We start from the raw sequence: 23,494 nt of genomic DNA on the forward strand, positions 1-23,494 counted from the left end.
TAGTGGCTATTCTTATACCAACCTTACACGTTTAGTAAGCAAAAGGGACAGGAAAGAGCGGACGTGGGTAAAAATATCAACCTAAACCCTCAACTGAACCACGTCGGCGACGTGACGAATATCAGTAGCATAGGTCGCTAAACGCAAGCAGTAAACGCTAAAACGCCCACCTGTACAACAACGATGGGCGCGGCTTAAAAGCTATTAGTCAATGCGGTATTTACTGAGTTTCCGGGCCGTATTAGGAACCGGAAACCTGCGACACTCAGCGACGGGTCGTTGCGTCAGTCACGCTTCGTGGCTGCTTCTCTGTGGTAAGGCTGGCGCCGATTTCAATAATGCCAACAATGACATGCGGCAAGAATACTATGTCGGCAAACCCGAACAGCCAAGGAGAAACCAACAGCAAAATACCGCTGATCAAGTCCAGGGTCAGGTGTAGCGGCATAGGAATAACGTGCATTAGCCCAAGCTCGTACTTGGTCATGATGGCTGAACCCAGCATCACCAAGCCCAGAATAGTCGGCACCCACTGGGCGGGGCCACCCGTGGCAAAGCCGAACACGAACGGCGCTGCGATAAGCAGCAGCCCGATGACATAGTCGGCTATCCCGTGTACGCGAGTTGACATGAAGCGCATGGCTATCCTCCTTAATAGGCCAAGTGGTTAAAACGCCGGTTAAAGACAGCTTCAACCAGCGTTAACACCAACATAGCATAGGCGGTGGAGGGGGCCAGTCAGCGACGCGCTAAGTGCGATGATTGCCCAAACAAAACACATTTTTTAAGAAAAACGGCTACATAAAGAAACAAGATCGGCATGCTCGCTGGCTGACATTTGCGCGCCAGCGAGGCTTAAGGTGTCTAATGGCGGCGCGGCTAATAGCTGCGACGTAGCTGGCGGAACAGGGTGTCAAAGCGGGCGGCCATGCGTTCAATCAGACATACGATGTAGGCATTGCATAGAATCCACGGCAGCACGACCAATGCGATCGCTAATGCACCGAAGTAGACATCGCTTACCCAATGACCGCCCACCATGATACGCGGCAGCGTGACAAGAATGGCAATCGCCACACTAAGTGATGCGATCAAACGATCGGCAAAGCGCAGCATGAAGCTAGCAAACACCATGGCAAGCAGACCGTGGTCACTTGGGAAACTATTGGCTGCCGTCGCTTTTGCATTGCGATAGGTATAATCGTCAAGCAGGTTAACGCCTTCGTGCCAGAGCGTGGGGCTGGGGCGAGCCATCAGCAGGTGTACATGCAGCATCTCCCCCAGCAGCGCGCCCACCGCTGACATGATCAGGCCAATAGCCAGCCACTTCGGCCAGCCGCCGTCGCGATCTCGTCGCATGGCGAAAAAAAGCATCGCCAGCAGTACCACAAACATTACCTTGTCAAAGGCGCGGGTATTGAGCAGAGCAAGTGCCTCAGTCCAGCGTGGGTACATCGGACTAATAAACTGGTTAAAGAAGAAAAATACATCGTCATCCAGCTTGGTCCAGAGCAGCACTGAAGGTAGCCACCAGCTCAAAATGAGCGCAAGCCCCAGTAGGTTATAAAATAAAATACGGCGAGTTTGCATAACGTCACTCTCTTAATGAATGTCCATGAGAATGACGACAGTTTAATTAATTAGCCTGTTAAGGAACAGTGTTTCTTAATCTGGCCGAATACCATCTCGTATCAATCGCCCTGTATGGCCACTTGAGTAAAGTGGTGGCAAAAGTACTGGCTTAACCCGTATTGCCGGCGGTGATAGCATTGGCAACGGTGGCGCGGGCGTGCTCCAGCACTGAGCGCCACTCCGCTGGGGTTGGGTCTGCCAAGCCCAATCCGCGCAGTAGAAACAGTCCCTCCATGGCCAGAACGGCTTGGCGAATATCTTTACTCGCGGAGTCATTGTCGTCGAATAAATCCAAAATAGAGCGGTAGTACTCCCTCGCCGGGCGTGATTTTTCAGGCGAATGAAGAAGGGCTGTCATGAGATAGGCAGAGCGACGGATGAGGCGATCGTCCTCTGTGAGTGCCTCATCCAGATAGGCAAGCAATCGCTTATGTTTATGCTCCCAGTCGCTTCCCGCTCGCGATTTAACCGCGCGCTGCACCCGGTCAATCTCTCGTTGCAGGACAGCGGCCACCAAGTCGTCTTTTGTCGCAAAGCTATAGACCAGCCCCCCTTTGCTGATGCCCGCTTTTACGGCCACAGCGTCGAGGGTGAACTGTCGTCCACCGCTTTCCATGATGATGGCATCGGCTGCATCTAGAATGCGTTCTAGCGAGATCTCTTTTTTACGTGCCATAAGTCTCTCTGTTGAGGTGGCCGCCACTGCCCGTGGCTGGATAGCAGGGGCTGAGCAAGTACCTGAGTGAGCAAGTATCTCAGTGAGCAAGTACCTGAACCTGAGTGAGTACCTTGTCATTTTACGTCATACACGCCGCCTCGCGCCTAAAGCCATTCCACCGGACCGTTATTTGAACACTTCTTTCTTTTCACTGGGTTGATCAATAGCAACAAAAATGCACACTTTTTATTTTCCGACTGAGCAGTCATAATTCCGGCCCTTCCCACTGCGTAGCTCGCTGAGCGCCGCTTTTATGCAAGACATTGAAGGTTTTTGTGATGAAGATATCCAGGCGTAATTTTCTACTATCGGCAGGTAGCGGTATTGCAGGCGGCGTGATTGGCGGTTTTTTGGGAGCGACCTATGGCGCTCAACCAGGATGGCGCCTTGAATCACAAATTCCTCGCGCTGAAGGTGTGGCAACCTCTGATACGTTGCCCGCCGAGGCAGATGTCGTCGTCATCGGTGGGGGAATAGCCGGTATCTCTACCGCGCTGTTCCTCAACCAGAAAGGCTTGAGAACGGTAGTGTTGGAGAAAGGGGTGGTAGCGGGTGAGCAATCAAGCCGCGCGTTTGGTTGGATCTACTCCAACGGCTGGGACTTGGGCAAGTTAGAGCTGGCTAACCGATCGAAAGAGATCTGGCAGGGGTTCGCAGGTCGTTTTAATCAAGATATAGGCTATCGGCAATCGGGCAACTATTCGCTGCTGGCCACCGATGAAGAGGTAGATGCCAGCCAAGCCTGGCTGAAGGAAGCCCTACAGGTTCAACCGCAAACCGATGCGCGGTTGGTGACGGGGCCGGCATTGGACGCGCTGATTCCCGGTGCGTCACAGCAGTATAAGGCGGCACTCTATCAGCCCAGCGACGGCACGGCAGAGCCAAGCTACCCGGTTTCGCGGATTGCCCGGGGCGCGATGCGTGAAGGCGTTCACATTGTGGCGCCCTGTGCTGCCCGGACAATTGACCGCCAAGGTGGCCAGATTGTGGGTGTGCATACCGAAATGGGCTATATCAAGGCGAAGCGTGTCGTATTGGCAGGCGGCGCCTGGTCATCGCTGTTTGCGGGTAATTTGGGTATTCATCTTCCTCAGCTGACGATTGCATCTTCGATGCAGCGCTTGAGCCGTATCGATAATGCCCTGCCCGGCGCAGGGTATGGACCTGATTTTGCGTGGCGCCAGATGGCCAATGGGGAAACCGCCGTAGGGGTTTCTAGCAATGTCGCCCCCATCACCAAAGAAAGCTTCAGTATGTTGCGGGACTTTTTGCCTGCGTTGAAGCATTCGGGAGATTTGCTCAAAGTGCGTATGTCGAGCGACTTCTTTGCCTCGCTCAATATGAAATCAAGCTGGACCTCTGATGAGACCACCCCCTTTGAGGCGGTACGTATGCTGTCGGGTAGTGTGGACGATCAAGAGGTGAACAAAGCCTTGGCGAACCTTCGCCATGCCTATCCTCAGTATGAAAATGCCAATGTGCGTGAACGCTGGGCTGGCATGATTGACGCGACTCCCGATTCAACCCAAGTGATTTCCGAAGTCCCCGATGCTGATGGCCTGTTCATTATTACCGGCTTTTCAGGCAATGGACTGACGACAGCCCCGGCTTCAGGTGAAATGGCTGCTGAACTGATTGCTGGTGAGGAAACAACGTGTGACCCGTCGATCTATCGCTTCAGCCGCTTTACCGATGGATCGGAGTACGTCTTCCGCCACTAAGCATGCTGAGTTGATGAGCGAAAAGGAAAACGGCATCTTGTGGATGCCGTTTTGCGTTGTAGCGACGTTCGTCAATCAGGCTATAGCGCCTCGATCTTGGCCCGTTGCTCTTCCAGTAACAGCTTGGTGGACTGGAATTCGACCAGCTTGCCGCGCTCTTTTTCGACCACTGAGACCGGCGCTTTGGCGATAAAGCTGTCGTTGCAGAGGTTATCTAACTGCCAAAGTCATATCTGTATGTATCTACTTGCTAAACCTCAAGGGGCCATTCTTCTAAAAAAAGCCAATGAAAAATACGGCGCGCCATTTCGTAAGGCACGGCATTGCCAATAAGCCGAGCAATTTGAGTAGGTGTACCTTCAAATTTATATGAATCTGGGAAGGTTTGCAGACGAGCAGCCTCACGAAGCGTTATAGCACGATCTTGTTCTGGGTGTGCGAAGCGGCCTCTAGTCACATCAGTGCATCCTGTTGTAAGGGTTGGCGCAGGAGAGTTCCATGCCATCCTTCCGTAAACATCTGGAAACGATTTGTCTCCAAGCTTTCGGTGACATGCAAGCTGAAGCTCGTCAGGTAGGGCAGAGCGGCTACCACCATCTTTAGGAACAGCATGCAAGCGCTGAATCGTAATAGGTGCGTGGCGCCTCGCTCTGTGAAGTTGATCCTTTGAGCACTGTTCACCTGCACTGAGGGGTTTAAGACCGCAAAAAGCCATTTTAACAGTTGGGGGAGCTGATCCTATAAAATCTGTACGTAATTTCTCGAATCTTGCTAATACTAGTTCGCATTTTGATGCCACGAAAATTGATCTTACGCGCCGCTGTGGCACGCCTAGATCGGTTGCAGATAGGCGCAGAGGTTCACTAAAACGATAACCTAAGTCGGCAAGACCTGCTCTGAGCAGCTGCTTTGACTCGGAGCGTACAATACCAGGGACGTTTTCCACCCAAATAGTTTCTGGATTGAGTACTTTAGCGAAACGCAATGCTTCAAGTACGAGCGGGGCGCGTTCATCAGTCGTGTGTCGCTTTCGGTTTTGAGAGCTGAAAGGTTGGCAAGGTGCGCAAACTGCTAATACCGATAATCTTTGTCCTTTTAGAGATTTCCTGGCATCCATAGGGTCGATTTCTCTGATATCTTGATCAAAAAAATGAGCAAACGGATGATTCGCAGTATAGGTAGTCTTTGCCGAAGCGTCATTGTCGACTGCAAAAGCCAAGCGGAAGCCTGCCGAAACCAGTGCTGAGGACACCGAGCCCGAACCACAGAACAGGTCTGCAGCGAGTGGTGCCTCAGCTTTTACTTTGCGCTTGTTCTTAACCATTCGAATTCATTTAATCCAATTCGGCCAATTGCCCTAACGGCTTTCTGAGCAAGGTGCACCGCAGTCATCTCTCTCAACTGCGCGCGCCACCTCCAGCGCTCATCGTCTATATCGATAAAGAAGTACCCATCAGAATCAGGTTGTTGAGCTAAAATTACATCCTTACCTTCTAAAGGAGAGAACCAAAGTGTTCTTAGTTCGCGTAGGTGCTTAGATTTACCTTCATTTGCAACTTGAAAACGCATAAATTGATCATTCTTAGGAAGAATGAGATCAAAATCTGCATCGTTTTGTATGAGCTTAATAAACAAAAAAGAAGCTTCGCCATGAATTCTAACCGAATCGCACGCAGGCTGAATACAAAGCCAGTCACTCTCATCATTTCCGATTACTGTACCAAAACTCAGCGTTGGAGTCCCGCCGATAGTGCGCCCTGCTTGTTTTCCTGAATGGTAGGCTAAAGTCGTAAGTACCGCATAATGTGAGCTGTACCTTTCCCACAATTCTTCTTGAGTCTCTGCAAAAAACGCACGTGTTACTTTTGCGTGAAATTTCTCAGTTTTTAAATCTTTAGGACCTTGATTGATCAGGCGCTTTCGAACATCTGTATTTATTTTGCGATCATCTGGACGCTCATCTTGCCATCTCATTTTTAGATCTACATCAAAAAGTCGATGGTCGTTGTCTGCCAGCCAGGCTATACAGCTTTCTGAGCCGAGAGTTTTAACCTCAGCACCACTAGCGCCGATTGAAAGCGAGAGTTCAGACTGTAATAGTTCTACCACGAGTCGTCCTGCATCATCGGGGTCAGGTTTTGTCGCTCGATCACCAGCGTATACAGGATCCAGTTCTTGATCGAACTGGGCCAAAATTCTATGAATATCACGCCTTACTGCAGCTACCGACTCTAAAGCAAAAGCACGCAACAACCCACGAGATAGAATAGTAAACTCATGAATTATTCTCTTAGGTAAGTTTTCCCAAGAGACGACTGCTGGGTCATCGCTGGGCCTTCGTCCTAGTGTCGGCTTGTTAATGAAGACAATTCGAAAGTGATCGCCAATTATCACTGGGCCATTGGGGAGGGCATTAAATTTAATATCATGACCGTCAGATTGGAGCGCCCTATTAAGGGCTGGAGAGGCGTCCTCTAGTGTCTCTGCTGTATATATAAGAATTAATCTGAGACGACCACCTTCTTGCATATCTTTTTTAAGTATTTGCTTGATTGCTTTAATTGCTGGGCCACTATCATCTTTCCTAAGCTGCCAATCAAGAACGCATGAGTCGGTTGGAAGAATAGCTCGAACTGTTGCCGCTATGAGCTCTTCAGGCTCAGCAGGGTCATTTTCGGTAGGCAAATATACTCCGCAAGTCAGTCCTTGCTCAGCAAACGCCAATGAGACCTTATTAAGTTCAAGGCGATGCGCTGCTATTTCATCGTCTTCAGTGCTCGTTTGAGAACCGGTAACATTTGTGCTTTTATCTGACGAAGTACTAGCATCAGTAGCAGCTTTCCCAGGTGCTGCCAGCCGCTTTCTTGCTGCGGTAGTTGGTACGTTTCTTTTTGCTGGATAATCAGAAACTAAAGATGCCTCATTATCGATAACAACTACTGTTTGCAAAAAAGCTTTTACAGCACTGTTGCAGAGAGCTTCGAATGTTGTATTTGTCTCAGTCATCTTGCTCGCCACCAGTATCTAGTTGAATCATGAAGGCAGGGCGAGTTTCTGTTCCCTCTTCAAGTAATTCGAGCTTTAAACCGATTGAAGCAAGAGCTTCGCGCGATACGGCTAGTCCCATGCCACGACCACTTGGTTTGCTGGACATCCCAAATTCAAATATTGTCCTCGCTGCACGGCGTGGCACTCCAGGCCCACCATTACGAATGATAATACCGTCTTCAATAGCGTCGAATTCTATCCATCGCTCAGCATGTCGATCAGTCCCAATCCAGTAAATTGCATTATCAACGATATTGACAGCTGCTGCGATTAGCGTTGAGCGAAAGCTATGAATAGACCACGCTTGAAAGCTTTCGGTTTCTCTTAACTCTATTCCTTCTCTATTTAACCTTTCACTAAATAATTCCCGTACATAGGACAAGATTGATGCGCCTGTGACTATTACACGCTGTCTTCTTACTCTGCGTGAAAGCGGTGAAAACAAACCAATATAACTATCTAAATGATCATAATAAGTACGAAGTCGTCCGTAAATAGTATTTAAATCTGGAGTTCCATCGGCCCATGGCTTAATATCTCGAATAGCTCCACGTAGTCCAGAGACAACATTTTCTAATTCATGGCCGAGGATTGAAACTGCGCTGCCTGCTTGTGCAAGATCGTTATAAAAAGTTAGTTGTTCCTCCAGCTCACTTATACGTCCTTCAAGAGCAGCTATGGTTTCATCAGGAAGACTATCCTGGCGGATATTGTTATTAACGGCTTTAAGCTGGTCAAAAAGTGCTTTAAGCATATTGTTTGCAGCCAGATAAGAGTTTTCGAGTCGAATTTCGATTTCGCGTTGAGATTCTAATGCGGCGTTGTTATCTAATAAATCTAAATCTCTGCGTTGTAAGTCACTTTGCAGGAACTGAGTTTCTTCTAAGAACTTTCTTTTTAATTGAGCAGTATGAAGAGTGATCGTATCTTTAAAAGCCTCGGTCTCGTTTTGTATATCTTTGACATTTTTTGAAATTAGCCCTTCAACTCTATTGACTTCAGCTGCAATAGAGTTGCGTGCGCGCTCAGAGCGAGACACTTTAACTCCGACCTGCTCACGCAATAGATTTGTTGAGCTACGAACTTTCTCTACTGCAGGCTCAAGCTTTTTTTCGCGAAAACCATCAAGCCAGCTTAAGTAGCTTTCGTATGCTCCGGTATCATTTTTTGAGAGGCTAAAATTCCTCGGGCGAGGTATATATAAATCTCGCCCCAGTTTTTCAAATTCGGCGACTGCATCATTTTCAATTTTGATAGACTCACTACTTAGAGCCTGCTTATCTTTACCTGATAATTCTGCAAGTCCTAACGATTTTATTTTTTCAATTTTCACTAAAGCGTTATTTAATATATTTTCAACTTTACGTTCATAGTTGTTTGATTCGATTGCATCATGTTTTATATTGAGCTCATCACGAAATCGGGATTTTAATTCCAGAGCCTTTTCTTTTCTTTCTCGGAGCCGCTTAGCTTCTAGGCGCTTGCCATCAAGAATTTCTCTATAAACAGGACTACGCTCGCTAGATTTCCGGAAAAAGTCTTTTGCAACTTGCTCGAACCAGTTTTCTAGAATTGCCTGTAATTCACGATAAGCACGATTTTGCCTAAAACCCTCACGACCAGCCTTCTCATTGAGAACTCCGTTATCATGCCTGTTCAGCGAAACATAGCCTGCCATGCGACGATGAGAAAAAAACCAATCGGATGCAGACTTTGTCCTCCTGAACTCAATTCCTAACCAATCAAAGTCCGGTAATCCATAGGGCAGAATGCGAATACCATCTCGATAAACATAGAGGCCTCCATAACTCCACATTTTTGATGCGATATGATTGTACTCTTCAGGGTCGACAAGAGTTTCGTCTGGGTTACCCTGGATTACTCCGAGGCGCAACCCGAAAGGTCCGCAAGCCGTTAGTTTACCTTTTGCTTCTGGCCAGTTTAATATGAGGTCAATTGGTTCGCTCCGAAATATTCGAATCGTGCCACGAAACTGGCCATATTCATCAAAACGTCCTTCAAAAAAGTGATCCCCAGCAAGAAGATCTTTAGACGTAAAAAATTCATCAGCACCAATTAATTCGTCGAAATTCCCTGTTGGCTTGTGATCCCGAAACTCAGCTCTGACTGGTGGGGAATAGTCAGAAGACATGGTATTGCCAAAACCGAGCAGCATTCGTTTAATTGCCGGAGCACTGTGATCAGTTTCATTTCCGCCAATATCAATGATTAAGTTTTCGTCACATTCAAAAAGATAAAAATGAGTGCCATATTGATCGTCAGTAAGTGAAAGATTCTCCTCTTCAACTTCTTCGGCTATGTTAGCAAACCAAAGATCCGTTTCTATAGGGTCAAATTTGCAACCTTCCATAATCCTCAATAGTCTGTTGCGTGTATCTATGTCGGGTATGATGGCTTCAATATTTGATATAACCTCATCGACCATAGATGAAACATCTTCAATGCTGGGGAGGCTACTAAAAGTTCGTAATGGAACTTCGATATCGCTAATATCTAAACCTGGCAATTCAAAAAGTGGCCAACAGACGAGGCATGCAGTTAGCTCGCAGAGCCCATCTGGACGAACAGCTCGCGATAAGACGAAAGTTACTGGTGCGATAGTAGCTATGGCCAGGCGTCCAATGCCCTTTTCTCCCATTAATGGTCGAAGAGGGAGATTATTTGGGCCAGTCCACTGAGAGAAGGATAGAGAGTTTACCCCAAATTTGCTTTCTGTACCCAGAGCTAGCCATCTGTCTTGGAAATCACCTTCAGACATTCCTAGACCATTATCTCTTATTACTAACTGATTTAATTCACGTATAAAGTCAACTTCTACGCGAGTTGCATAAGCATCGTGTGCATTCTTGAATAGCTCATGAATAGCAGTGGGAACGCCAGCAATTTGCTGGCGACCTAACATATCGACGGCACGTGCTCTAACTGCAAATTTAGCCATAAGAGCTTCCAAAGTCTCAGTTGTTTTTGCTCGCAATATTTGAGGAAATCCATGTATCAATCATATGTCGCAGGTACTCCCTCAATACTATGTAGCAAAACATCTTTTTCGATGTGGATATTATTTTTCAATCCAAGCCTTTCTTACAGCGCCTCGATCTTGGCCCGTTGCTCTTCCAGTAACAGCTTGGTGGACTGGAATTCGACCAGCTTGCCGCGCTCTTTTTCGACCACTGAGACCGGCGCTTTGGCGATAAAGCTGTCGTTGCCGAGTTTTTTCTCGATACCGCCGATCAGCTTGTCCTGCTTCTCGATCTCTTTGCTGAGACGAGCCAGCTCAGCATCTTTGTCGATCAAGTCCGCCATCGGCACCAGCACTTCCATATCCCCGACCAGCTGTGTGGCTGAAAGCGGAGCATCGTCGGCGTTATCAAGCCAGGCCACACTTTCCAGCTTGGCGAGTTTGGACAAGAAGAGACGATTTTTGTCCAGGCGTTCAGCGTCTTCAGGCTGGCCTTTGGTGAGCAACATATCGAGCGGTTTGCCAGGCGCGATGTTCATCTCGGCGCGAATATTACGCACGGCAATAATAACGCCTTTCAGCCATTCGATATCGCGGGTGGCCTGCTCGTCAATCTTGCTCTCGTCGGCTTCCGGCCAGGACTGCAGCATGATGGTGGCGTCTTCGCCCATATAAAAACCGGCGAGCGGCGCGACGCGTTGCCAGATCTCTTCGGTGATATAGGGCATCATTGGATGAGCGAGGCGCAAGATAGTTTCGAGCACGCGTACCAGCGTACGGCGGGTGCCGCGTTTGGCTTCGGCACTGGCGTTTTCGTCCCACAATACCGGCTTGGAAAGCTCCAGGTACCAGTCGCAATACTCGTTCCACACAAACTCATAAAGTGCCTGGGAGGCGTGGTCGAAGCGGTACTCGTCCATCGCCTTGGTGACCTGGGCCTCCACTTTTTGCAACTGCGAGATAATCCAGCGATCGGCCAGCGACAGCTCAACCTCGTCTCCATTGGTGCCGCAATCTTCGCCTTCGGCATTCATCAGCACATAGCGCGAGGCGTTCCACAGCTTGTTGCAGAAGTTGCGATAGCCATCCAGACGGTTCATATCAAACTTGATATCACGCCCGGTGGTGGCCTGGGAAAGGAACGTGAAGCGCAGCGCATCGGTGCCGTGGGCTTCAATGCCGTCTTTAAACTCTTCCTTGGTGGATTTGGCAATCGCCTTGGCCTGCTTTGGCTGCATCATGTTGCCGGTGCGCTTTTCAAGCAGCGCGTCCAGCGTGATGCCGTCGATCAGGTCAATGGGGTCGAGCACGTTGCCCTTGGATTTGGACATTTTCTGCCCCTGACCATCGCGCACCAGCCCGTGCACGTATACCGTCTTGAACGGGACCTGCTTGGTGAACTTCAGGGTCATCATGATCATCCGGGCCACCCAGAAGAAAATGATATCAAAGCCCGTCACCAGTACGCTGGTGGGATGGAAAGTCTCAAGCTCGGGCGTCGCTTCAGGCCAACCCAGGGTGCCGAACGTCCACAGGCCGGAGCTAAACCAGGTGTCGAGTACGTCTTCGTCCTGAGTAAGCACCAGCTCGGGGTCGAGGGCGTGCTTTTCCCGGGCTTCTTCTTCGCTGCGGGCAACGTAGACGTTCCCTTCGGGGTCATACCACGCTGGGATGCGGTGGCCCCACCACAGCTGACGTGAGATACACCAGTCCTGCAGGTCACGCATCCACGAGAAATACATGTTTTCGTAGTTCTTGGGGACAAACTGAATATCGCCTTTTTCCACCGCCTCGATGGCAGGTTTGGCAAGCGATTCCACGGCCACAAACCACTGGTCAGTCAAGAGCGGCTCGATCACATCACCCGAGCGATCGCCATAGGGCAGGGTGTTGTTGACGGCTTCCACCTGCTCCAGCAGGCCCAGGGCATCCATATCGGCAACAATCTGCTCGCGCGCTTCAAAGCGGCCAAGACCCGCGTACTTGGCGGGCAGGCTGGCATCTTCTCCAGGCTGCGGCTGGCCTTTCAGATTGAATATTTCGGCCTCTTCAAGAATCGTCGCGTCCTTGGAGAACACATTGATCAGCAGGTGGTTCTGGCGCTTGCCGACCTCATAGTCATTGAAGTCGTGAGCGGGCGTGATCTTCACGCAGCCAGAGCCTTTCTCCATGTCGGCGTGTTCGTCGGCGACGACCGGAATACGACGACCGACCAGGGGCAGCTCGATGAACTTGCCGATCAACGAGGCGTAGCGCTCATCGTCGGGGTTGACCGCGACACCGGTGTCACCTAGCAGCGTTTCAGGGCGGGTGGTAGCCACCACCAGATAATCCTTGCCGTCGGCGGTTTTAACGCCGTCCGTCAGCGGGTAGCGGAAATGCCAGAAACTGCCTTGCTGCTCCTTGTTTTCCACTTCCAGGTCAGAAATGGCGGTATGTAACGTCGGGTCCCAGTTGACCAGCCGCTTGCCGCGATAAATCAGTTTCTCTTCGTGCAGGCGTACAAACACTTCCTGCACCGCCTTGTAGAAGCCATCGTCCATGGTGAAGCGTTCGCGCGACCAGTCGACGCTGGCGCCCATGCGGCGAAGCTGGCGGGTAATATGATCACCAGACTCCTGCTTCCACTCCCACACCTTATCGATAAACGCGTCGCGGCCCAGGTCGTGGCGGGTCTTGCCTTCTTCGGCGGCGATTTTGCGCTCCACCAGCATTTGCGTGGCGATACCGGCGTGGTCGGTGCCTACCTGCCAAAGGGTATTGTTACCCTGCATCCGTTTCCAGCGCGTCAGGGTATCCATGATGGTGTCCTGGAACGCATGGCCCATGTGCAGGCTGCCGGTCACATTGGGCGGCGGAATCATGATCGAAAAGGGCGTGCCTTGGCCGGAGGGGGCGAAGCGGTTGTTGGCTTCCCAGCGCTTGTACCAGCGGTTTTCGATCTGTTCGGGTTGGTAAGTCTTTTCCATGGAGAGTCGGCTCACGGCTGGCAAAAAAATGTGCACAAGTATACCGCGCGAGGGCCAAGGCGTCAGGTGCTACTCACGTTCGATTATGGGGAGAAGTCGTTTTGCCAAGGTGCTGGTGCGAAGACTGGTGTGACGACTGATGTGAAGAGAAGCCACGCATGGCAAGTAGCCCGAGTACAGGGCCCGGCAACAGCCACCAGATGACGGCTAATGATTGGCTCGCCCAAAGCGAGGTAACGAAGGCGATAGAGGGAATGGTCAATCCAAAGCCAATGGCGTTCATCATGGCCAGTGCCGCGCCCAGCCGCTCCGGTGGCGCCGTGGCGCTAGCCAGTGCAGAAAACTGGGCGGAATCGGCAATCACGCTAACCCCCCACAGGCCGAGTAACGCCAGCATCAGCCATGGTGAGGCGCTACCCAATAGCGGATAAACCAGGCAAAGGGTGCCAGACACCGCCAACGCCACGCAGGCCACACGGTCGCTGCCAATGTAGCGGCTCCATTTGCCAGCGAGCACACAGCCGGGTAGCCCAAGCGCGATAACTGCAAAGCTTAGCCATGGCTGGGCGCTGGCGGAAGCGTCTAATCGCTCCAGCTCACGGGCCACCAGAAACGGCACTAGGGACCATAGCGCATACAGCTCCCAGCAATGACCAAAGTAACCCAGCGCGGCGGCGCGAAAACGGGGCCGCCTGAACGCTGCCAATCCTGCCCAGGGGCGCCCGCTTTTCGCGGTAGCCGGCAAGTGCGGGCCAACCCCCAGTTTGAAGATCACCAATGCGCCGACCAAGGCCAGCAGAGAGGCAAGCAGCAGCGGCCACTGCCAGGGTAGCTGAAGCGTTAAACCGCGCAGCAGGTGCGGGGAGGCGGTGCCCAGTGTCAGCATGCCCACCAGCCAGCCAAGCGCCGCCCCTGCGTTGCTGGGCGTCCAGCTCACCACCAGCTTCATGCCCAGTGGATAGATGCCCGCCAGGCAGAGCCCGGTGGCAAAACGTGCTGCAGCAGCAAGGCTCAAACTGTCGGCCACGCCGATAAAGGCGGCGTTAATCAACGCACCCAGCACCGCAGAGAGCGCAAACAGATGGCTGGCACGTACCCGGTCCGCAAGACCGGTGGTGGCAATCAGCAGCGTACCGGTAATAAACCCGGCCTGAACGGCGATGGTCAATAGCCCCAAATCGCTTTCGCTGAGGCCCACGGCCTCCTGTAGTGCCAAGCCAACACCGTTAACGCTAAACCACAGCGAGGTTCCAAACAGCTGGGCGATCACGATAACGGCTAAAGGGGTACGGGCCAGAAGTGGAGTAGGCATAAAGCCCTCTATTATAATTTTTCGTCTTTACAGCGGTTTGAAAAAAGGGGGGCTTTAACGCGAATTTGTTACCCCAGTTTGTGCGGCACCACCTCGTGCCCCATCTCTTTATAGCGCTGCCAGCAGGCGCGCTTGGCGACCAGCACCTGCTGGTGTTGGTTAATGATTTCGGCAATGCGTGCGTAGCGCTCTACGCCGTCGGGAATATCCGGGTGCAGGTTGAGCAGCGCGGTCTCTTCACTGGGCACCGGTAGCGTTTGCCAGCCGAGGGTGATCGGCACGCTGGCGGCCATCTCGCTATCTTCCAGGGCGTGGGGCAGGTAGGCCTCAGGACGAAAATTCCACAGCGCGCTGTCGGCCTGCTCGGCGAGGGCTTTGTCCTCGCAGTGAAGATGCAGCCGGTAGCCTTTACGCCAGATGGTCTCGGCGAGTTTGCAAGCAAACTGCAAACGCGCCTCTAAGGTCGTATCGGGCAAAATATAGAAATCAATACGTGCCATCGGCGGCTCCAGCGGTTTCAAATCAGTATGCTGTTTAAAAACAGCGCCGCCGCAAACGTTGCGGCGGCGCTGAGAGGCTAAGCGGAGAGGTTAAAGCAGTTTAAACCAGCCGGGTCAGCCAGCCATGCGTGTCTTCGCTGCGCCCGTACTGCAGGTCGAGCAGTTTTTTGCGGATACGCATGGCCACTTCATTGCCGCCGTCACCGTTGAGGCGAATGCGTTCGTGCTCGGTGACCAGCTCGCCGACCGGGGTAATCACCGCGGCGGTACCGCAGGCGAAGACTTCCGTAATCTCGCCGGACTCGGCACCTTCGCGCCATTCGTCAATGCTGATCGGGCGCTCTTCAGGTGTTAGACCTTCCTCCTTGGCAAGTGTGAGTACCGAGTTGCGGGTCACGCCTTCCAGAATCGTGTCGGTCAGGCGGGGCGTCACCAAACGGCCATCTTTAAAGACGAAGAACAGGTTCATGCCGCCCAGCTCTTCCACCCACTTGTTTTCAGCGGCATCCAGAAATGCCACCTGGCCGCAGCCGTGTGCCTCGGCTTCCTTCTGAGCGGCTAGTGAGGCCGCATAGTTGCCGCCGCACTTGGCAAACCCCGTGCCGCCCGCGGCAGCACGCTTGTAGTGTGAAGAAAGCCAGATGGAGACAGGACTGATGCCGCCCTTGAAATAAGAGCCCGCCGGGGAGGCAATCACGTAGTAATCCACTTCGTGAGCCGGGCGTACGCCCAGAAACGCTTCCGAGGCGATCATGAACGGACGCAGGTAGAGGCTGCACTCATCGGCATCGCTTGAAGGCGTGGGAACCCAGGCGTGATCCTGCGCCAGCAGCGCCTTGAGGGAACCAATGAAATCGTCATCGGAAAGCTCCGGCAGCGCCAGACGTCGAGCACTACGGCGAAAACGCTCGGCGTTTTTCTCGGGGCGAAATGTCCAGATAGAGCCATCGGCGTGGCGGTAGGCTTTGATGCCTTCAAAAATTTCCTGGCCGTAATGCAGCACAGAGGCAGCGGGGTCGAGGGTCAGCGGGCCGTAGGGGCGGACCTGGTGGCCGTGCCAGTCAGCGTCCACCGTCCAGCGGATATTGACCATGTGATCGGTGAAGTGCTTACCAAAACCTGGATTGGTCAGGATGTTGTCACGAATACTCTCGACCGTCGGCTGGTTGGACGGCAGGGCTTCAAACGTAGTATTGGAACCTGCAGTGGGCACGGCTGTTGTTCTCCGCAAGAACCGCCTCGGCTGAGAGGCGGTTGTGTCATTAGGTATAGGTTAGATTAAGCGACCACCGAGTCTTCGTTCGTTAATTGCGCTTAATGCACCTTGGTATGTTCAGATTTAACGGTTGCCGCGCTGAAAGGCAACCGTTGAACGCCTGATCGTGATATTAGCTATCGCTCTTTTCTACTTGTGCGTCGGTTTCACGGTCAAGCAGGTACTGGGTCAATAGCCCTACCGGACGACCAGTGGCGCCTTTCTGCTTGCCGGAGTGCCAAGCGGTGCCTGCGATGTCTAAGTGCGCCCAGGGGAAATGATCGGCAAAGCGCGATAAGAAGCAGGCCGCGGTAATGGTGCCCGCGGGGCGACCGCCGATATTGGCCAGGTCAGCAAAGTTGGAGTCGAGCTGTTCCTGGTATTCATCCCACAGTGGCAAGTGCCAAGCACGATCCCACGCCGCTTCGCCTGCATCCAGCAGATCCAAGGCCAGGTCGTCGTCATTGGAAAGCAGGCCGGTGGCGTGGTGGCCCAGGCCAACGATCACCGCACCGGTGAGCGTGGCAATATCGACCACGCTGGCGGGAGTGAACCGCTCGGCGTAGGTCAGAGCATCGCATAACACCAAACGACCTTCGGCATCGGTATTGAGCACTTCAACGGTCAAGCCTTTAAGCGTCTTGATAATATCGCCAGGCTTGGTGGCGTGGCCGTCGGGCATGTTTTCCGCCGCCGCGACGATAAACACCAGATTGAGTTTCGGCTTGATCGCCAAAACCGCCTTGACGGTGCCAAAGACGCTGGCAGCCCCGCACATGTCGAATTTCATTTCGTCCATGCCTTCGCCGGGCTTGAGCGAAATACCGCCGGTATCAAAGGTAATTCCCTTGCCGACCAGTACGTGAGGCGCTGCTTCGGCGTTGTCAGCACCTTGGTATTTCATCACGATCAGGCGCGTCGGCTCTTTGCTACCGCGACCAACGGAGAGCAGTGAGCCAGCCCCTAATGCTTCCAGCGCCTCTTCGTCGAGTATATCGACCTTGAGCGCACCAGCGGAATCGCGGCCCAACTGCTGTGCCTGTTCGGCGAGATAACGCGGTGTGCAAATATTCGCGGGTAAGTTGCCCAGGGTGCGGGTGTAGTTGATACCCTGACCAATGGCGTTGCCCACCGACGCACCCTGCTTGACCTGTGCGACCGTGTCGGCGTCGCTGATGATCAACGTCAGCTTGGCAAGGTTGGGTGCTGGGGCGGGGGAAGATTTAAACTGGTCGAAGCGATAGATCGCGCGCTCAGCGGCTTCCATTATCTTGCGAGCCTTCCAGGCCCCGTCGCGATCATCCAGTGGCACGTCATCAAATACGACGCTGGCTTCGTCGATGGGCAGTTTCACAAGCGCCGCCATGGCGGCATCCAGCGCCTTGATAAAGGCGGCTTCCTGGCACTTCTCGCGCTCGCCCAAGCCAACCAGTAAGATACGATCAGCCCCCAGGCCCGGCGCAAACGGTACCATCTGCACGTTGCCTAACGCGGCGTCAAAGTCGCCCCGCTCCAGCAGTTGAGCAATCAGCCGCTCGCTGGCATCGTCGAGTTTGGCAACGGTGGGCAGTAGTCGGTCGCTACCTTTAAAAACCGGCACCAAGAGACAGGCCGTTTCGGTCTTGGCCGGGTTTGCAGTCTGAACGGAAAATTCCATGACGTCTCCAACAAGACAAGCATCGAGGGATTCGGGATAATGCCCCGCTATTGAGTATTTGATTAGTGTACCCAAGCCATCCGCTTATTGCATGGCATCCTGTACGACTAACCGGAGAGCGCGTTGATTTTATTTCGGTATCTAACCCGCGAAGTGTTACTCACTATGTCTGCGGTGGCGGGCATTCTGTTATTGGTAATCATGGGTAGCCGCTTTATTCGCTATTTCTCGGACGCGGCGGAAGGCGATTTCCCCGTCACCATGCTGGGCAGCTTGATGATGTTTCATCTACCGGGCTTTATGGAGCTGATTTTACCGCTCGCGTTTTTTCTGGGCATCCTGCTCGCCTACGGGCAGCTCTACATGAACAGCGAAATCACCGTGATGGTTGCCTGCGGCATGAGCCCAACGCGGCTTCTGAAAGTGACCCTGCTACCCGCTAGCGTGGTGGCTGTGTTGGTCGGCGCCTGTAGCCTTTGGCTTACCCCCTATGGCGCGCTGCAAACCGAAACAGCACTGGAAGAACAGCGTAGCCGGCTGGATGTGTCTGTCTTGGCGCCAGGCCGCTTTCAAGAGTTTGGCGGGGGACGTACCGCCTACATTGGTAGCTTCTCAAGCGATGGCCGTGAAATGCAGGATGTCCTGGTGCACGAGCAGAACCAGCGTAACGATGAAGGTACCCACGACTACGTGACGCGTGCGGCGTCGGGCTATCAGGAAACCCGGCTTGATACAGGGAGCCGCTTTTTGGTGTTGAACGACGGCGAGCGTTATGGCGTCACGCCTGGGGCACAAAGCGCTGAGCGGCTCACCTTTGAGCGCTATACGCTGCGTTTGGGGTTGAGCCGCGACCGGCAAGAGCTTAACTCCATCGAGTATGCGACTACCAACGAGTTATGGAATGACCCCAGCCCGCGTGCCCAAGCTCAGTGGCAGTGGCGGGCAGGGCTGCCGTTAATGGTGTTTATATTGGCATTAATGGCGCAGCCACTTTCGCGGGTTAATCCTCGCCAGGGCCGGTTCGGCAAGCTATTGCCAGCGGTATTTCTTTACGTCGCCTACCTCAGCTTGCTACTGGCCGTTGTCGATGCAATCGGCAGCGATACGTGGTCCTCGACACTGGGAGTATGGCCAGTGCATGGGCTGTTTTTAGGGCTGGGGCTGCTAATGCTGTGGCGCTCGCAACGTAAGGGGATGCGCTAATGCTAACCATGGTTGATCGCATGGATCGCTATATCGCCCGCAACGTGCTGGCGGCCATCGTGGTCGTGCAGTGTGTGCTGCTGGGGCTGGATATCACCATTGCCTACATTGATGACCTGGGGGATGTGCAAGCGGGTTATAGCGCCTTTGATGCGCTGCTTTATTTGCTGATGCGTACGCCTTGGCGTTTTTACCAATATGCTCCGGTCGCGGTGTTGATCGGCGCGTTGATCGGCCTGGGCAGTATGGCGTCCAGTAACGAGCTTACCGTTATGCGAGCCTCCGGGCGTTCATTGGCGCGTATAGTGTGGGGCGTGATGAAGCCGGTGCTGTTGGTCGTGGTGGTGGTGCTGTTAGTGGCCGAGTATGTCAGCCCCAAAACCGAGCAGTATGCCGAGGCCTGGCGATTGGAAAAACGCCAGGGTGAAGGGGCTATCCTGACCAGCCGAAGCGGGTGGCAAATCGAAGGCGACAGCGTTTATCGCTTTGGCGCTATTCGTGCCGATGATGTGGTGCTTGATTTGACTCGCTATCGGTTTGATGACCGCCAGTTAGTCGAAGCGACTCGCGCCCAGCGGGCGATTTGGAAAGATGACGCCTGGCAGTTGGAAAACGTCGCCACTACCCGTATTTTCGACGATCACACCGAGTCCGCTTATGAGCAAAGCATGAGCTGGGATACCTCGTTTACCCCCACTCAACTAGAGCGATTGTTGCGCAATATAGAAAGCCAATCGCCGAGTGAACTATGGGCGTATGCTCAGTTTCTTGACGCACAGGGGCTCAAGAATGACCGGGCACTGCTGTATTTTTGGCAGAAGATGTTGATGCCGCTCACCATGGGCTCGCTGGTATTAATCGCCGCCTCGTTTGTGTTTGGCCCACTGCGCACCGTAGCGGCGGGAACGCGCGTTTTTTACGGTGTCATCACGGGGCTGACCTTTAAATATGTGCAGGATTTGCTGGCACCCGCCTCAACCATTTTTGGCTTTTCTCCGGTTTGGGCCGTACTGGTGCCGACCCTGGCATGTGCGGCAGTGGGAATCTATTTCCTGCGCCGAAACGGTTAGACGCTTCTCCGCCGAGCCAATCATGCTTTCATCATCAAGCGTCAACCAAGAGATCACGATGCAAACACGACGATTTACCCAGCTAGATAGTGTATGGCCGGCGGGGCTCGGCCGTCGCTTGGGCGCTATGCTCTACGATGGTTTTTTAGTAACGGCCATCTGGATCGCGGTGACCGTGGTGCACATGGTGTTTTTTCGCTATGTGCTGGGTCAGCAACCAGAGGAAATTGGCACTACCGCCAGCGATATATGGAGCCTGCGGCTCTTGCTGGTCGTGTTCGTGACGCTGTTTTTTGTGTTCTCGTGGAGGCGCGGTGGCATGACACTAGGCATGCAGGCGTGGCGGCTCCGGGTTCAAACGCTGGATGGCTGTTCGCTTAGCCTTAAACAAGCCCTCATCCGCTGCGCCGTGGCGTGGCTGTCGTTACTCGCCTTTGGGTTGGGCTACCTGTGGGTAGTGGTGGATAGCGAGCGGCGTAGCTGGCCGGATATCGCGTCTAACACGCAAACGGTCGTGTTACCGAAAAAATAATATTAACGAGATGGGCTGGGCTTTTTCTGGTGAAACAGTAGGTTAGCAAGCGGGAACATCTCTTTAAGACGAATAGCTAACAAAAAGCACTGATTTCTACTTGATAAGATGTATGCGAATCATTTACATTCATCTCATGACTTTTATGAGGTGTCGCCATGTACGTATGCGTGTGCAAGGGAGTAACCGACCATCAGATTCGCCAGCAGGTTAGCGACGGAGCGCGCAGCTGGCGAGAAGTACGCGAGGCAACCGGCTGTGCCACCCAGTGTGGTAAGTGCGCGTGCTACGCAAAATCCGTTACCCGCGACGCCGTATTAGAGGCACGTCAAGAAGCCGATATGGGGCTTGCTTACGCCGTGTGACGCGAATCACTATTGTTAGGGTTATCTTTAGCAAATGTATGATTTGCTTGAACTTTTAAATACCTTATCTATACTCTCAGGAAAGCTGAGAGTATAGCTATCTGCGTCTATGCTCATCATCAAACGTAACTGCTTGATCGCACTATTTAAAGATCGGCGTAAACACGGCATTAATGTAGAGAAGGTGACGTTATGAAAGGTGATCCAAAAGTTCTTGAGCATCTCAACAAGGCGCTTGGCAATGAGCTGGTAGCGATTAACCAGTACTTTTTACATGCCAAAATGTATAAAGATTGGGGCCTGAAAGCGCTGGCCAAATGGGAATACGATGAGTCCATTGAAGAGATGCAGCACGCCGACAAGATCATCGAGCGCATTCTTTTCCTGGAAGGCGTGCCTAACCTGCAGGACCTCGGAAAGCTCTACATTGGCGAAAATGTTAAAGAGATGCTCGAGAGCGACCTGAAAATTGAGCATGATGGCCGTAATGATTACATTGAAGCCATCACCTACTGCGAAAGCGTTAAAGATTACGTTACTCGTGATATGTTGCGTGATCTGCTCGCCGATGAAGAAGGTCACATTGACCACATCGAAACCGAGCTGAAACTGATTGAACAGGTAGGTATTCAAAACTATCTGCAGCGCCAGATGCAGATGGCTGGCGACGAGTAAACGCCAAGCGTCAGCATTTACTGACTAAAATCCCTCCGACATTGCGTCGGGGGGATTTTTTTTGCCTGGTAGGGCAGCATCTGAAAGCCACGGCCCATCAGAAACGATGCAAAGGGCAAGAGGGGCGGCGATAGTGACGTGAAGCCGAGAGATAACGCGTGCACAAAAAAAGCGCTGATAGTATCAGCGCTTGATAATACGGCCAGGCAGCAAACGTGCCTGGTTGGGGCGTGTTTATTTTGCCGGAGTGGCGAGGGCCTCGCCTCCTGAACCGATGTACTCAGCAGGCTCATCAACGGCAAAGGTGGCGCGGCTCAAACGACGCACACGTTTCATGAATAGCGCGATGCAGATGAGTGTGCCTGCCGCAGCGACGAAGTAGCTGAGCTGTAATGACAGACCAAAACCAATCGGGGCGTAGGCTAGGTAAGTGAAGGTGGCCATGGTCATGAAGGTGGCTGGAATCGAGGTTATCCAATGAGGCTTGCGAGAAAGCACCAGGTACATGGTGCCTACCCACAGGGCAATCACGGCGGTGGTTTGATTCGCCCATGAGAAGTAGCGCCACAGTAGCGTGAAGTCCATATGGGTTAACGCATAGGAGACCACAAACAGTGGCAAGGCGATCATGATTCGCTTCGCCATTGGCTTTTGGTCAATCTTGATGTAGTCGGCGATGATCATGCGCGCGCTACGAAAGGCTGTATCGCCAGAGGTGATCGGCAGGACAATAACGCCCAATACGGCCAGCGTGCCACCGATAGCGCCGAGCATGGTCGTCGAAACTTCGCTCACGACAGCGGCAGGGCCACCCGCAGCCAGGACATCTGAGAGCGACTGATCGCCGTAAAACAGGCTCATGGCGGCAGCGGCCCAGATCATTGCGATAATGCCTTCGGTGATCATCATGCCGTAGAAAATCTTGCGGCCATTGGTCTCGTTTTGGGTGGTGCGCGAAATGATCGGCGTTTGGGTGGCATGAAAGCCAGACAGCGCCCCACAGGAAATAGTTAAAAACAGCAGCGGGAAAATAGGTGCAGCGTCAGGGTGCATGTTTTGAAAAGAGAGTTCAGGGATCGGTGCGCCCGTTACAACCAAGCCAATACCGATGCCGGCAGCGCTGAATAGCAGCAGTGCGCCGAAGTAGGGGTAGATGCGGCCAATGATTTTATCAATTGGCAGCAGGGTGGCGATCAGGTAGTAAATAAAGATGGCGACGATCACCAGTGTCAACGACAGCGAGGTCATATTGGCCAGCAGCGCCGCAGGTGAGGTGACGAATACCGTTCCTACCAACAGCAGCAATAAAATCGCGAAGCCATTAACGACATGCTTCATTGCTTTACCGAGGAATTTGCCAGCCAACTGAGGTAAGTGCGCGCCGTGATTGCGAATCGAGATCATGCCGGTCAGGTAGTCATGTACGGCACCGGCAAAGATGCAGCCAACCACGATCCACACAAACGCAACAGGGCCATAAAGCGCGCCGAGGATAGGTCCGAAAATGGGCCCTACACCGGCAATATTCAATAACTGAATAAGCGAGTTTCGCGTCGTGTTCATCGGCACGTAATCGATGTTGTCGCGCATGGTGAACGCAGGCGTTCGTCGTTTGCGGTCAGTCACAAAGACACGATCAACGAATTTCCCATAGGTAAAGTAGCCCGCTATCAACAGCAGGATCGATACGATAAAAGTAATCATCTAAGGTACCTAGCGCAGTGAGGGAGAGAACAAGCATGCCGATAGCACACAAGCGAATGGTTCTTTAGAAGCAGCGAATTTACAGATAAGCCTTGTAAAATCACAGTTAGACTTTAGTGGATCAGATATAAAAACGGGCAACCATCGTGGCTG

18 protein-coding genes and 1 pseudogene are annotated in these 23,494 nt (G+C 52.6%); 6 read left to right on the plus strand and 13 right to left on the minus strand.

The window, feature by feature from the left end:
- Positions 1–265: 265 nt before the first annotated feature.
- From ACFFLD_RS05510 to ACFFLD_RS05520, 3 genes are all read right to left on the minus strand, one after another.
- Entirely contained in the window at positions 266–640 is a 375-nt protein-coding gene (locus tag ACFFLD_RS05510) for an SPW repeat domain-containing protein (protein ID WP_386037755.1), read from the minus strand.
- A 239-nt stretch (positions 641–879) separates the two neighbouring features.
- Entirely contained in the window at positions 880–1,590 is a 711-nt protein-coding gene (locus ACFFLD_RS05515) for a phosphatase PAP2 family protein (RefSeq protein WP_386037758.1), read from the minus strand.
- Between the two features lie 151 nt (positions 1,591–1,741).
- Positions 1,742–2,308: a TetR/AcrR family transcriptional regulator gene (locus tag ACFFLD_RS05520; protein WP_386037761.1), complete on the minus strand. Its 567-nt coding sequence runs from the start codon at positions 2,306–2,308 to the stop codon at positions 1,742–1,744.
- A 320-nt stretch (positions 2,309–2,628) separates the two neighbouring features.
- Between ACFFLD_RS05520 and ACFFLD_RS05525 the strand changes: the two genes are divergently transcribed.
- Positions 2,629–4,071, plus strand: a complete 1,443-nt coding sequence (locus ACFFLD_RS05525) for an NAD(P)/FAD-dependent oxidoreductase (protein WP_386037764.1) — start codon at positions 2,629–2,631, stop codon at positions 4,069–4,071.
- An 80-nt stretch (positions 4,072–4,151) separates the two neighbouring features.
- Here the strand turns inward: ACFFLD_RS05525 and ACFFLD_RS05530 are convergent.
- The 9 genes and pseudogenes from ACFFLD_RS05530 to ACFFLD_RS05570 all read right to left on the minus strand — a co-directional run.
- A pseudogene (locus tag ACFFLD_RS05530) lies at positions 4,152–4,268 on the minus strand (hypothetical protein); the annotation flags it as partial.
- Between the two features lie 53 nt (positions 4,269–4,321).
- Positions 4,322–5,395: a DNA cytosine methyltransferase gene (locus tag ACFFLD_RS05535; protein WP_386037767.1), complete on the minus strand. Its 1,074-nt coding sequence runs from the start codon at positions 5,393–5,395 to the stop codon at positions 4,322–4,324.
- On the minus strand, positions 5,371–7,077 hold the full coding sequence (locus tag ACFFLD_RS05540; RefSeq protein ID WP_386037770.1) for a response regulator receiver domain: 1,707 nt from the start codon (positions 7,075–7,077) through the stop codon (positions 5,371–5,373). Before ACFFLD_RS05540 ends, ACFFLD_RS05535 begins: the two co-directional genes overlap by 25 nt.
- Complete coding sequence (locus ACFFLD_RS05545) at positions 7,070–10,078, minus strand: ATP-binding protein (RefSeq protein WP_386037773.1); 3,009 nt, start codon at positions 10,076–10,078, stop codon at positions 7,070–7,072. Before ACFFLD_RS05545 ends, ACFFLD_RS05540 begins: the two co-directional genes overlap by 8 nt.
- A 143-nt stretch (positions 10,079–10,221) precedes the next feature.
- Positions 10,222–13,068, minus strand: a complete 2,847-nt coding sequence (locus ACFFLD_RS05550; RefSeq protein ID WP_386037776.1) for a valine--tRNA ligase — start codon at positions 13,066–13,068, stop codon at positions 10,222–10,224.
- A 73-nt stretch (positions 13,069–13,141) separates the two neighbouring features.
- Positions 13,142–14,380 carry an MFS transporter gene (locus ACFFLD_RS05555; protein ID WP_386037779.1) on the minus strand — a complete coding sequence of 413 codons (1,239 nt, stop codon included), beginning with the start codon at positions 14,378–14,380 and terminating at the stop codon, positions 13,142–13,144.
- A gap of 68 nt (positions 14,381–14,448) precedes the next feature.
- On the minus strand, positions 14,449–14,880 hold the full coding sequence (locus ACFFLD_RS05560) for a DNA polymerase III subunit chi (protein WP_386037782.1): 432 nt from the start codon (positions 14,878–14,880) through the stop codon (positions 14,449–14,451).
- Positions 14,881–14,980: 100 nt separating this feature from the next.
- Positions 14,981–16,093, minus strand: a complete 1,113-nt coding sequence (locus ACFFLD_RS05565; protein ID WP_386037785.1) for a branched-chain amino acid aminotransferase — start codon at positions 16,091–16,093, stop codon at positions 14,981–14,983.
- A 175-nt stretch (positions 16,094–16,268) separates the two neighbouring features.
- Positions 16,269–17,792 carry a leucyl aminopeptidase gene (locus ACFFLD_RS05570; protein ID WP_386037788.1) on the minus strand — a complete coding sequence of 508 codons (1,524 nt, stop codon included), beginning with the start codon at positions 17,790–17,792 and terminating at the stop codon, positions 16,269–16,271.
- Between the two features lie 123 nt (positions 17,793–17,915).
- Between ACFFLD_RS05570 and lptF the strand changes: the two genes are divergently transcribed.
- From lptF to bfr, 5 genes are all read left to right on the plus strand, one after another.
- Complete coding sequence (lptF, locus tag ACFFLD_RS05575) at positions 17,916–18,995, plus strand: LPS export ABC transporter permease LptF (RefSeq protein WP_386037791.1); 1,080 nt, start codon at positions 17,916–17,918, stop codon at positions 18,993–18,995.
- Positions 18,995–20,065, plus strand: a complete 1,071-nt coding sequence (gene lptG / locus ACFFLD_RS05580; protein ID WP_386037794.1) for an LPS export ABC transporter permease LptG — start codon at positions 18,995–18,997, stop codon at positions 20,063–20,065. The genes lptF and lptG overlap by 1 nt, the downstream gene beginning before the upstream one ends.
- Before the next feature lie 58 nt (positions 20,066–20,123).
- The gene (locus ACFFLD_RS05585; protein ID WP_386037797.1) at positions 20,124–20,597 is read left to right on the plus strand and encodes an RDD family protein; all 474 of its coding nucleotides are present in this window, start codon (positions 20,124–20,126) and stop codon (positions 20,595–20,597) included.
- A 158-nt stretch (positions 20,598–20,755) separates the two neighbouring features.
- A complete protein-coding gene (locus tag ACFFLD_RS05590; RefSeq protein WP_386037800.1) occupies positions 20,756–20,962 on the plus strand; it encodes a (2Fe-2S)-binding protein in 207 nt (68 codons plus the stop codon).
- Positions 20,963–21,154: 192 nt separating this feature from the next.
- Positions 21,155–21,637 carry a bacterioferritin gene (gene bfr, locus ACFFLD_RS05595; protein WP_386037803.1) on the plus strand — a complete coding sequence of 161 codons (483 nt, stop codon included), beginning with the start codon at positions 21,155–21,157 and terminating at the stop codon, positions 21,635–21,637.
- A gap of 234 nt (positions 21,638–21,871) precedes the next feature.
- Here bfr and ACFFLD_RS05600 read toward each other — a convergent pair whose 3' ends face one another.
- The gene (locus tag ACFFLD_RS05600) at positions 21,872–23,341 is read right to left on the minus strand and encodes a carbon starvation CstA family protein (protein WP_386037806.1); all 1,470 of its coding nucleotides are present in this window, start codon (positions 23,339–23,341) and stop codon (positions 21,872–21,874) included.
- Positions 23,342–23,494: the final 153 nt, after the last annotated feature.

This window comes from Vreelandella sulfidaeris (assembly GCF_042429665.1).
Classification (GTDB): Bacteria; Pseudomonadota; Gammaproteobacteria; order Pseudomonadales; family Halomonadaceae; genus Vreelandella.

Bases quoted from the DNA above. Each gene is read 5' to 3' on its own strand.
- ACFFLD_RS05510 (WP_386037755.1), bottom strand. From the start codon at position 640: ATGCGCTTCATGTCAACTCGCGTACACGGGATAGCCGACTATGTCATC.
- ACFFLD_RS05515 (WP_386037758.1), bottom strand. From the start codon at position 1,590: ATGCAAACTCGCCGTATTTTATTTTATAACCTACTGGGGCTTGCGCTC.
- ACFFLD_RS05520 (WP_386037761.1), bottom strand. From the start codon at position 2,308: ATGGCACGTAAAAAAGAGATCTCGCTAGAACGCATTCTAGATGCAGCC.
- ACFFLD_RS05525 (WP_386037764.1), top strand. From the start codon at position 2,629: ATGAAGATATCCAGGCGTAATTTTCTACTATCGGCAGGTAGCGGTATT.
- ACFFLD_RS05535 (WP_386037767.1), bottom strand. From the start codon at position 5,395: ATGGTTAAGAACAAGCGCAAAGTAAAAGCTGAGGCACCACTCGCTGCA.
- ACFFLD_RS05540 (WP_386037770.1), bottom strand. From the start codon at position 7,077: ATGACTGAGACAAATACAACATTCGAAGCTCTCTGCAACAGTGCTGTA.
- ACFFLD_RS05545 (WP_386037773.1), bottom strand. From the start codon at position 10,078: ATGGCTAAATTTGCAGTTAGAGCACGTGCCGTCGATATGTTAGGTCGC.
- ACFFLD_RS05550 (WP_386037776.1), bottom strand. From the start codon at position 13,068: ATGGAAAAGACTTACCAACCCGAACAGATCGAAAACCGCTGGTACAAG.
- ACFFLD_RS05555 (WP_386037779.1), bottom strand. From the start codon at position 14,380: ATGCCTACTCCACTTCTGGCCCGTACCCCTTTAGCCGTTATCGTGATC.
- ACFFLD_RS05560 (WP_386037782.1), bottom strand. From the start codon at position 14,880: ATGGCACGTATTGATTTCTATATTTTGCCCGATACGACCTTAGAGGCG.
- ACFFLD_RS05570 (WP_386037788.1), bottom strand. From the start codon at position 17,792: ATGGAATTTTCCGTTCAGACTGCAAACCCGGCCAAGACCGAAACGGCC.
- lptG (WP_386037794.1), top strand. From the start codon at position 18,995: ATGCTAACCATGGTTGATCGCATGGATCGCTATATCGCCCGCAACGTG.
- ACFFLD_RS05585 (WP_386037797.1), top strand. From the start codon at position 20,124: ATGCAAACACGACGATTTACCCAGCTAGATAGTGTATGGCCGGCGGGG.
- ACFFLD_RS05590 (WP_386037800.1), top strand. From the start codon at position 20,756: ATGTACGTATGCGTGTGCAAGGGAGTAACCGACCATCAGATTCGCCAG.
- bfr (WP_386037803.1), top strand. From the start codon at position 21,155: ATGAAAGGTGATCCAAAAGTTCTTGAGCATCTCAACAAGGCGCTTGGC.
- ACFFLD_RS05600 (WP_386037806.1), bottom strand. From the start codon at position 23,341: ATGATTACTTTTATCGTATCGATCCTGCTGTTGATAGCGGGCTACTTT.